Below are 9,960 nucleotides of genomic sequence, written 5' to 3' on the forward strand. Positions count from 1 at the left end.
CGGAACCTCGAACCGAAACCCGCGCGGGCGGATCCCGGCCACGAGATGGCACTCGCAAGCATATCCGGGCCTCCCCGCGTGGACCTGCACGCCCACACCACGGATGGGGAACGACCATGCGCAACTTGAAGACCGTCGTCGAGCACGTGACCTCCGCGGACGGCACCGCCGTCGCCTACCGCCGGCTCGGTGACGGGCCCGGGCTGGTGCTGCTGCACGGAGCCATGCAGACCGGGCCGAGCAACATCGAGCTGGCCCGCGCCCTGGCCGGCTCCCACACCCTCTACGTGCCCGACCGCCGCGGACGCGGCGCCGGCGGCCCGCGGCGTCCCGGCCACCGCGTGCGCCAGGACGTCGAGGACGTCTGCGCGCTGCTCGACGCCACCGGGGCACGCGACGTGGCCGGGGTCAGCTCGGGCGCGATCATCGCCCTGCTCACCGCGCTGTCCCGGCCCGACGTGCGCCGCGTCGTCGCGTTCGAGCCGCCGCTGGACCTCGACGGGTCCAACGACACGGGGTGGCTGGAGCGCTTCGACCGGGAGATCGCCGAGGGGCGGACCAGCGCCGCGCTCGTCACCGGCATGCTGGGCACCCGCATGGGGTCGCCGGTGTTCCGGCTCATGCCCCGCCGCCTGACGGAACGGCTCACCACCACGTTCGTCGAGCGGCAGGAGCGCAACGGCACGGGGGAGGAGCCCGGCTTCCGCGAGCTGGCCCCCACGATCAACCACGACGCGCGGGTGGTCGCCGAGACGGCCGGCCTGCTGCCCCGGCTACGCGAGCTGCGGGCCGAGGTGTTGCTGCTGGGCGGCTCCAAGAGCCCGGCCTACCTGAGGAAGAGCCTCACCGCGCTGGAGGGCGTGCTCCCCGACGCCCGGCGGGTCGTCCTGCGCGGCCTGAACCACAACGCCACCGGCAACGCCGCCGCGGGCGGGAAGCCGGAGGCCGTCGCCCGCGAGATCGCCGGCTTCCTGTCCTGAGTCCCAGGGTCAGAGGCCGCGGAGGAAGGCGGCGGCGATCGGCGCGGCGACCTTGCCGCCCGTGCCGCCGCCCTCCACCACCACCGCGAACGCCACGTCGTCCTTGAACCCCATGAACCAGGCGTGCGTCTCCAGCTTCTCGCCGGTGCCGTACTCGGCGGTGCCGGTCTTGCCGTGGGTGCCGGCCGGCAGGCCCGCGCCCTTGGCGGTGCCCTTGGTGACGACGGCGGCGGTCAGCTCGTGCATGGACTCCTTGACCCCGTCGGGCAGCGGATGCTCCTCGGCCTTCTGCGGGAGCCCGGGCACGAGCGTCGGCGGGCGCCAGGTGCCGTCGTCGATGGCGGCGGCCACCGACGCCATCGACAGGGGGCTGGCCGTGATCCGGGCCTGCCCGAACGCCTCGGCGGCGAGCTCGGCGTCGGACTGGGCGCGCGGCACGCTGGCCTTGGTGGCGGGCACGCCGATGTTGAGCGGCTGGTTGAAGCCGACCGACTCCGCCGTCTCCAGCAGCTTGTCGGCGCCGAGCCGCCGCTCGGCCATCGGCGCGAACGTGGTGTTGCACGAGTGGGCGAAGGAGTCGAGGAACGACAGCGACCCGAACTCCTCCTCCTCGGAGTTGCGGATCTTCAGCCCGCCGACGGTCGCGTACTTGGGGCAGGTGACCGAGTCGCGGGGTGAGACGCCCGCGGCGAGCAGCCCGATCGCCGTGACCGCCTTGAAGGTGGAGCCCGGCGGGTAGCGGCCGTCCAGGGCCCGGTTGAAGCCGCCCACGTTGTTGACCACGGCCAGGATCTCGCCGGTGCTCGCCTTCACGGCGACCATGGAGGTGGGCTTCTTGACGTCCTTGACCGCGGCGACCGCGGCGGCCTGCGCGCGCGGGTCGAGGCTGGTCTTGACCGGCTCGCCGTCGGTGCCCTCGATGGTGTGCAGGGTCTTGCCGGCGACCTGGATCTGGGTCGTGGGGGTGCCCGCGAGCTTCTTCTGGAACGTCTCCTGGAGCCCGCCCCGGCCCACGGCCTGGCCGACCTTGTAGGCGCTGCCGAGCTTGGCGACGTCCTTCTTGGTGGCCTTGTCGAGGTAGCCGACGAGCTGCTGCACCGAGCCGCCGGCCTTGCCGTCGTCGATGCGCCCGCCGTCGGCGTCGGTGATCTCCGCCCGCTCCGGCCAGCTGGTCCTGATCGTGAACGACGCGCCGGACGTCAGGGACGGGTGCAGCGCGGCCGGCGTCCAGTCCACCTTCCAGGCACGGTCGGCGACCTTGAGGTCGAGCCGTCCCTCGTAGGTCCACTCGCCGATGTTCTTGAGCCTGAGCGTCGCGGTGTACGGGACGCGGGCCCGGTCGTCGGTCTCGGTGACCTTGCCCAGCCTCACCTGTGTGGACTCGACGGCCAGGGCGGTGCGCATCTGGTCGTAGGCGGTCAGCGGCTGCGGGGCGGCGAGCTGGGCCCGCATGGCCGCCGTGTCACCCGCCTGCCAGGCGGCGGCGAAGCGCTGTGCCGTCTCCGCCGGGGTGCCCTGGGTGCGCAGCAGGTAGTAGGCGCCGCCCCCGGCGGCGCCCACGACCAGCACGGTGATGCCGGAAACGATCGCGATGGTACGGCCACGCGCCACTGGTCAGCCCCCTGGTCCTCGGCAGCGCTTGCTGGGTCCACGAGCTTAGCCGGGCCCGCCGCCCGCCGGGTCCGATGCGACGATCTTGGATTCGGTCCCCGCCTCGGGGGACCCGTTGGCCGAGGACTTGACGCTGGCGGCGTAGGCGGGCACGTACTCCTGGCCGGACAGCTTCTGGATGGCGGCCATGATCTCGTCGGTGACCTGCCGCCGGTCGCGGGCCTTGGTGTGGTCGCCGTCGAACGTCATGGGCTCGCCGATCCGGATGCCGATCCGGGCGGGGCGGGGCACCTTGGCGCCGACCGGCAGCACCTTCTCCGTGCCGCTGAGCGCGACGGGAAGCACCGGCGCGCCGGTGCGCAGCGCCAGCCAGGCCACGCCGATCTTGCCGCGGTAGAGGCGGCCGTCGGGAGAGCGGGTGCCCTCGGGATGGATGCCGAACAGCTCGCCGCGCTCCAGCACCTCGGTGGCCGCGTCGAGCATGGCCTGCGCCGCGTGCGCGCTGTCACGGTCGATGGGGAGGCTGCCGCCCAGGCGCATGAACCAGCCGGAGACCGGGTTGCCGGAGAAGTACTCGTTCTTGGCGACGAACGTCACGGGCCGCGGCAGCAGCGTCGGCAGCAGGAACGAGTCGAGGACGGACAGGTGGTTGGCGGCCAGGATCGCGGGGCCCGTCCTGGGCACGTGCGCCGCGCCGGAGATGTGCGGGCGGCACATCACATGGGCCAGCGGCGTGGCGGCGAACTTGACCACTTGGTACAGCAATGGGCTCTCCTGGCTGATCGTCGGTCGGCCACCCCACCATAAGGCAGGCGCCCCGGCCGGAGCCGGGGCGCCTGGAAAAGCTGATGAGGCCGATGTGGCGGTCGCCTCCTCGGCGAGATGCACAACACGGCTCCAGCCGAACGGTATTCCGTGAAGGCGGTATTTTGCGGCCCGGGGGACACAGACCACATCGGCCTCATGACTCTAACGGACATCCGGTGAGGCGTATTCCACCGGGCCCAAAGATTCGGTCAGGTCCTGGTCCAGTGTGGCTGCGCGACGTCGAAGACCCGCAGCTCACGGCCACGCAGCGCCACCTCGGCGAACTGCCACAAAATCGCCCCGGTCGGCGCGTGGACCACGATCGAGGGGCCCAGCGGCATCTGCAGCAGCCCGGCGCTCCAGCGCGGCACCCCCGGCGCGAGGAACCGCTCCAGCGGCACGGCGTGCACCGAGGCCACCTCGCGCGGGTCCGCCACGGGCCGCTGCCGGCCGCCGAAGGCCACGACCGGGGTGATCACGAACCCGGAGTCGGTGACGTAGTCGTCCAGCAGCCCCGCCACCCGCACGCCGCTGACCGCGGTCTCCTCGGCCAGCTCGCGCAGCGCCGCCTCGACCGGCTGCTCGCCGTCGTCCAGCCGGCCGCCGGGCAGCGCCCACTGGCCCGCGTTGCGGCCGTGCGGCGAGCGCCGGATCATGATCGTGTACGGGTCGCCGGCGTCGTCCTCCAGCACGCACACGGTGACGGCGGCGCGGCGGACGCCGGGGGCGGGCGGCGCCTCCCGGCGGGGGAAGGCGGCCAGGCGGGCGGCGACCAGCTCGCGCAGCTCGTCCATCGGGGGAAGCACCCGCCCAGGATCGCACGGCGGCTCAGGGCGGCGCCTCCGGCAGCCGTACGGTGACGCTCAGGCCGCCCTCCGGGCGGGCCTCGGCCGTGACCGTGCCGGCGTGCGCGTCGCAGATGGCCCGCACGATCGACAGCCCCAGCCCCGAGCCGCGCGCCGAGCGCAGCCGGTCGCCCTGGAGCCGCCTGAACGGCTCGAACAGGTCCTCCACCTCGTACGGCGGGACGGTCTGCCCGGTGTTGTCCACCTCGACCACCGCGTGGCCGGCCTCCGGGCGCACCCGCACCCACACCTGGCCGTCGCGCACGTTGTACTTCGCGGCGTTCTCCACCAGGTTGAACAGGCACCGCTCCATCAGCAGCGGGTCGCCCAGCGCGAGGGCCGGGCGCAGGTCGGTGTGGAGGGTGAGGGGCCGCCTGCGCCCGGCGAGGTCGAGCTGCTCCAGCACGATGCGCGCCACCTGCGCCACGTCCACGGTCTTGCGCACGCCCAGCTCCTGCTCGGACTGGGCGAGCAGCAGCAGCCCCTCGATGAGCCGCTCGTAGCGGGCGTTGGTGCCGAGCAGGGCCCGCGCCAGCGCCTTCAGGTCCTCCGAGGCGGCCGGCTCCTCCAGCGACACCTCCAGCACCGTGCGGTTGATGGCCAGCGGGGTGCGCAGCTCGTGCGAGGCGTTGGCGATGAAGCGCCGCTGCCCCTCGAACACCCGGTGCAGCCGGTCGAGCATCGCGTCGAACGTGTCGGCCAGCCGCTTGACCTCGTCGGGCGGCCCGTCCAGCGCGATGCGCTCGTGCAGGGTGCTCTCGGAGAGCCTGCGGGCCGTCTCGGTCACCCGGTCGAGCGGGCGCAGCGCCCGGTCGGCCACCAGGTAGCCGAGCACCACCGCGAGGACGCCGAGCAGCACCATGATGGCCGCCGAGGAGCGCAGCATGTCGTCCAGCACGGTCGCGGCCCGCTGCCGCACGTCCCCCTTCACCTGCTGGAACACCAGGTCGTCGGACGGCGCCTGGGTGACCGTCACGAGCGGCTTGCTGGTGACGATCTTCGTGAAGCCGAGGGAGAACTGCTGGCTCAGCGCCCGCGCGGTCAGCAGGTACGTGGACCACAGCAGCAGCGACCCGGCCAGGAAGAACAGCCCGCCGTACAGGATCGTCAGCCGCATCCGCAGCCCGAGCCGGTGCCACGGCCGGACGCGGCCCGGCGGCCGGTCCCGCCGGGGCCTCCACCGGCCGAGGGGCGCCCTCACAGCCGGTACCCCTGGCCCGGGAGGTTCTCGATCAGAGGGGGAGAGCCGAGCTTCCTGCGCAGCGAGGTGAGCGTGACCCGCAGCACCCCGCTGGCGGCGTCGGCGTACTCGTCCCACGCGCTCCTGCGCAGCTGCGCCGAGGTGACCAGCCGCCCGTCCGCGCGCAGCAGCGCGTGCAGCACGTCGAACTCCTTGCGGTTCAGCGCGACCGGACGCCCGTCGCGCGTGACCGTGCGGCGGCCCGGGTCCAGCCGCACGCCCGCCCGCTCCAGCGGCGCCGGGCCGTCCCGTCGGGAGCGGCGCGACAGCGCCCGGATCCGCGCCACCAGCTCGGCGAACGTGAACGGCTTGATCAGGTAGTCGTCCGCGCCCAGGGTGAGCCCGTCCACCCGGTCGCGCACCCGGCCGGCCGCGGTCAGCATGAGCACCCGGCCCGCCGCGTCGCCTCCCGCCAGCTCCCGGCACACCTCGTCGCCGTGCACCTCGGGCAGGTCGCGGTCCAGCACCACCACGTCGTACGGGACGTACGCGGCCAGCTCCAGCGCCTCCTGCCCGTCGTAGGCCACGTCGACCGCGATGGCGTGCAGCCGCAGCCCGCGCGCGATGGCGTCGGCCAGCTCCTCTTCGTCCTCCACGACGAGCACCCGCATCCGGTGCCCCCTTTCCGTTCCCCACTGACCTTGGCGGATCTGGTGTTAGCGGCGGATAAGGGCGCCTGGGGCGGCTTATCGCCGTTTAGCACCCGCCTCGCTGGAGTGGGCCTCGCGCCGCGGCGAACGTCCGGCGGCGCCCGCGAAGGAGTGACAGCGATGAACCTGCGATACCTGCTGGCGGCCGTCTGCGCGACGGCGGCCCTGTCCGGCCTGTCCGCGTGCGGTGGCGGCACACCGGCCGGGGACGGCGTGGCCGGCGTGGCGAGCACCGGTGGAGCGACCGCGAGCACCGGCGGCGCGCCCGCCTCCGCCGCGCCCTCCATGGACCCGAGGGACGCCCAGCTCAAGTTCGCGCAGTGCATGCGGGAGCACGGCATCGAGATGGACGACCCGGAGCCCGGCGGCGGCATCCGGATCAAGTCCCGCAAGGGCGACGAGGCCAAGATGCAGGAGGCCCAGAAGGCGTGCGGGCACTTCATGGAGGCCGCGGTCGGCGAGGCCAAGGGCAAGATGGATCCGAAGGCGCGCGACCAGGCGCTGAAGTTCGCCCAGTGCATGCGCGAGAACGGCATCGACATGGCGGACCCGTCCACCGACGGCCGGATCGAGATCAAGATCAAGCCCGGGACGGCCGAGGAGAAGGTCAAGGCCGCCCACGAGGCGTGCAAGGAGTTCGAGCCCGGCGGCGGCCCCCGATGAGGAAGGGGCTCGCGCTCACCGGAGCCGGGGTGCTCGCCGTGGCCGCCGCGTGGACGGCCGTGGCCGTGCTCGGCGACGGCGGCACCGGCGCGGCGGCCCCCGCCCGGCAGGCCGTACCGGCGACGGCGGAGATCACCCGGCAGGACCTCGTGGACACCAAGACCGTCACCGGGGCGCTCACCTACTCCGGCGAGCGCCAGGTGAGCACGGGCGCGTCGGGCACGGTGACGTGGGTGGCCGCAGAGGGGGCCGTGGTGCGCCGCGGCCACGCGCTGCTGTCGGCGGACCGCGAACCGGTCGTGCTCATGTACGGCAAGCTGCCGCTGTACCGGGAGCTGCACCAGGGCGTCTCCGACGGGCCGGACGTCGAGCAGCTGGAGCGCAACCTCAAGGCCCTCGGCCACGGCGACTACCTGACCGTGGACGAGCACTTCAGCTACGCCACCTACCTCGCGGTCAAGGAGTGGCAGGACGACCGGGGGCTCCCGGAGACGGGACGGGTGGACGCGTCGCAGGTGGTGTTCCTGCCGTCGGTCGTCCGCGTCACGGACGCGGCCGTGGAGGTGGGCGACCGGCTCGCACCGGGCCGCCGCGCCCTGACGGTCAGCGGCGTGCGGCGGCTGGTCCACGTGGACCTCGACGCCGACGACCAGGCGCTGGCCCGCAAGGGCGCGAAGGTCACCGTGGAGCTGCCGGGCGGCGAACGCGTCTCCGGGAAGATCACCTCGGTCGGCACGGTCGCCGAGACCAGCGGACAGGGCCAGGACAAGAACGTCACCGTAGACGTCGACATCACCCTGGCCAGGACACCCAGGACCCGCCTCGACCAGGCGCCGGTGGAGGTCGAGATGGAGAGCGAGCGGCGCGAGGGGGTGCTGTCCGTGCCGGTCGAGGCGCTGCTGGCGCTGCGCGAGGGCGGGTTCGGCGTCGAGGTGGTCGAGGGCGGCGCGACCCGGATCGTGGGCGTGCGGACCGGCGCGTTCGGCGGCGGCCGGGTCGAGGTCGAGGGCGCCGGGCTGGCGGAGGGCATGAAGGTCGGGGTGCCGTCCACATGACCGGCACCCTTTCCGAGGGCCTCGCCGCGGGCTCCGGCGCGGAATCCGGCGCGGAATCCGGTGCGGCATCCGGCGCGACATCGGGCTCGGCATCGGGCTCGGGCGCGGTGTCGTACGTGGTGGAGCTGCGGGGCGTGACCAAGGTCTACCCCGGGGACGTGCGGGCGCTGCGCGGCGTGGACCTGGCCGTGGCCGACGGTGAGCTGCTGGCCATCGTCGGCCGGTCCGGGTCCGGCAAGTCGACCATGCTGCACATGGTCGGCACCCTCGACCGGCCCACCTCGGGGACCGTCCGGGTCGACGGGCACGACGTCGCCACGCTGTCCGACCGCGAGCTGTCGGCGCTGCGCGGCCGCACGCTGGGGTTCGTCTTCCAGCAGTTCCATCTCGGTCCGGGCCTGAGCGCCCTGGACAACGTGGCCGACGGCCTGCTCTACACCGGCACCCCGCGGCGGGTCCGGCGCGAGCGGGCCGCCGCCGCCCTGGAACGGGTCGGCCTCGGCCACCGGCTGGGCCACCGGCCGTACCAGCTGTCGGGCGGCGAGCAGCAGCGCGTGGCCGTCGCCCGCGCCGTCGCGGGCGACCCGCGGCTGCTGCTGGCCGACGAGCCCACCGGCAACCTCGACTCCGGCGCCGGCGCCGAGGTCCTCGGCGTGCTGCGCGACCTGCACGCGGCCGGCACCACCATCGCGATCATCACGCACGACTCGGAGATCGCCGCCTGGTGCCCCCGCCGGGTGCGCCTGCTCGACGGCCGCATCGACGGCGACGAGGGTGACGGGACCGCCCCGCCGGCCGAGATCACGAAGGGGGATCGAGGATGAGCCGGAGATCGACGAAGCGCGGGCCCGCGACGCGCGGGCCGAGGCCGGCCCGGCTGAGCCCGGCCGACGTGCTGCGGGTGGGGGCCGCCGGGCTGCGGGCCCGTCCCACCCGGGTCGTCCTGTCGGCGCTGGGCATCGCCATCGGCATCGCCACCATGGTGGCGGTCATCGGCATCTCGTCGTCCTCCCGCGAGCAGCTCATGCGGCAGCTCGACCGACTGGGCACCAACCTGCTGACCGTGTCGCCGGGGCGCACGATGTTCGGCGAGGAGGCCGAGCTGCCCGTCACGGCCGTGGACATGGTCAAGCGCGTCGGCCCGGTGCGCACGGCCTCGGCCACCGGCTCCGTCAAGGCGACCGTCCGCCGTACCGACCGCATCCCCGAGGCCGTGACCAGCGGCATCTCCGTGCAGGCCGCCACCACCGAGCTGCTCACCACGCTGGAGGGCAGCGTCGCGAAGGGCGCCTGGCTGAACGCCGCCACCGAGCGCCGGCCCGCCGTCGTCCTCGGCTCCGAGGCCGCCGCCCGGCTCGGCATCGACCGCACCGGCGTGCGGGTCTGGACGGGCGGGCGGTGGTTCACGGTGGTCGGGATCCTGCGGACGATGCCGCTGGCACCGGAGATCGACCGCTCGGCGCTCGTCGGCTTCCCCGCCGCGGAGAGCCTCCTCGGGTTCGGGGGTCACCCCACGACGATCTACGAGCGGTCGGCGGAGGAGGCGGTCGAGGCGGTCCGGGACGTGCTGGCCCGCACGGTCAACCCCGAGAACCCGGGTGAGGTGGAGGTCAGCAGGCCCTCCGACGCGCTGGCCGCCCGGGCCGCGGCGGCGGGCGCGTTCACGAACCTGCTGCTCGGCCTCGGCGCCGTCGCGCTGCTGGTCGGCGGCGTCGGGGTGGCCAACACGATGGTCATCTCGGTGCTGGAGCGGCGCCGGGAGATCGGGCTGCGCCGGTCGCTGGGCGCGACCCGGGGGCAGGTGCGGGTGCAGTTCCTGACCGAGTCGCTGCTGCTGTCGGCGCTCGGCGGGATCGCGGGGGCGGCGCTGGGCACGCTGGCCAGCGCCGGCTACGCGCTGGCGCGCGGCTGGCCGGCGGTGGTGCCGCCGTGGGCGATCGGCGGGGCGGTCGCGGCCACCCTGGTCATCGGCACGATCGCCGGGATCTACCCGGCGATGCGCGCCGCCCGCCTGTCCCCGACGGTCGCCCTGGCCGCCACCTGAGGGCCGCCGTCAGTCCGGGCGCGACCGGGCGCGCCGCCGGGGAGCCGTGGGCTCCGGGTACGGCC

The 9,960-nt window shown here is 74.3% G+C and carries 10 protein-coding genes; 5 read left to right on the plus strand and 5 right to left on the minus strand.

All coding sequences use genetic code 11. The annotated features are described in order from the left end of the window. The first annotated feature begins 116 nt into the window (after positions 1 to 116). Positions 117 to 980, plus strand: a complete 864-nt coding sequence (locus ABZS51_RS35720; protein ID WP_355450692.1) for an alpha/beta hydrolase — start codon at positions 117 to 119, stop codon at positions 978 to 980. 9 nt (positions 981 to 989) lie between these two features. Here ABZS51_RS35720 and ABZS51_RS35725 read toward each other — a convergent pair whose 3' ends face one another. The 5 genes from ABZS51_RS35725 to ABZS51_RS35745 form a co-directional block, all read right to left on the minus strand. Continuing rightward, positions 990 to 2,591: a penicillin-binding transpeptidase domain-containing protein gene (locus ABZS51_RS35725; protein ID WP_355450695.1), complete on the minus strand. Its 1,602-nt coding sequence runs from the start codon at positions 2,589 to 2,591 to the stop codon at positions 990 to 992. A 45-nt stretch (positions 2,592 to 2,636) separates the two neighbouring features. Next, positions 2,637 to 3,356, minus strand: coding sequence for a lysophospholipid acyltransferase family protein (locus ABZS51_RS35730; RefSeq protein ID WP_355450698.1), 720 nt, complete (start codon positions 3,354 to 3,356; stop codon positions 2,637 to 2,639). A 251-nt stretch (positions 3,357 to 3,607) separates the two neighbouring features. After that, complete coding sequence (locus ABZS51_RS35735) at positions 3,608 to 4,204, minus strand: CoA pyrophosphatase (protein ID WP_355450701.1); 597 nt, start codon at positions 4,202 to 4,204, stop codon at positions 3,608 to 3,610. A gap of 22 nt (positions 4,205 to 4,226) precedes the next feature. Further along, a complete protein-coding gene (locus ABZS51_RS35740; RefSeq protein WP_355450704.1) occupies positions 4,227 to 5,444 on the minus strand; it encodes a HAMP domain-containing sensor histidine kinase in 1,218 nt (405 codons plus the stop codon). Beyond that, the gene (locus ABZS51_RS35745) at positions 5,441 to 6,094 is read right to left on the minus strand and encodes a response regulator transcription factor (RefSeq protein WP_355450707.1); all 654 of its coding nucleotides are present in this window, start codon (positions 6,092 to 6,094) and stop codon (positions 5,441 to 5,443) included. The genes ABZS51_RS35740 and ABZS51_RS35745 overlap by 4 nt, the downstream gene beginning before the upstream one ends. A gap of 159 nt (positions 6,095 to 6,253) precedes the next feature. Between ABZS51_RS35745 and ABZS51_RS35750 the strand changes: the two genes are divergently transcribed. The 4 genes from ABZS51_RS35750 to ABZS51_RS35765 are packed head-to-tail and all read left to right on the plus strand — an operon-like array spanning position 6,254 to position 9,895. After that, complete coding sequence (locus ABZS51_RS35750; RefSeq protein WP_355450710.1) at positions 6,254 to 6,796, plus strand: hypothetical protein; 543 nt, start codon at positions 6,254 to 6,256, stop codon at positions 6,794 to 6,796. Continuing rightward, positions 6,793 to 7,851: a peptidoglycan-binding protein gene (locus ABZS51_RS35755; protein WP_355450713.1), complete on the plus strand. Its 1,059-nt coding sequence runs from the start codon at positions 6,793 to 6,795 to the stop codon at positions 7,849 to 7,851. The genes ABZS51_RS35750 and ABZS51_RS35755 overlap by 4 nt, the downstream gene beginning before the upstream one ends. Beyond that, positions 7,848 to 8,675, plus strand: coding sequence for an ABC transporter ATP-binding protein (locus tag ABZS51_RS35760; RefSeq protein ID WP_355450715.1), 828 nt, complete (start codon positions 7,848 to 7,850; stop codon positions 8,673 to 8,675). Before ABZS51_RS35755 ends, ABZS51_RS35760 begins: the two co-directional genes overlap by 4 nt. Next, complete coding sequence (locus ABZS51_RS35765) at positions 8,672 to 9,895, plus strand: ABC transporter permease (protein WP_355450718.1); 1,224 nt, start codon at positions 8,672 to 8,674, stop codon at positions 9,893 to 9,895. Before ABZS51_RS35760 ends, ABZS51_RS35765 begins: the two co-directional genes overlap by 4 nt. The last annotated feature ends 65 nt before the right edge of the window (positions 9,896 to 9,960 follow it).

The sequence above is a fragment of the Nonomuraea sp. NPDC005501 genome, from assembly GCF_040605905.1.
In the GTDB taxonomy this organism is placed as follows: Bacteria; Actinomycetota; Actinomycetes; order Streptosporangiales; family Streptosporangiaceae; genus Nonomuraea.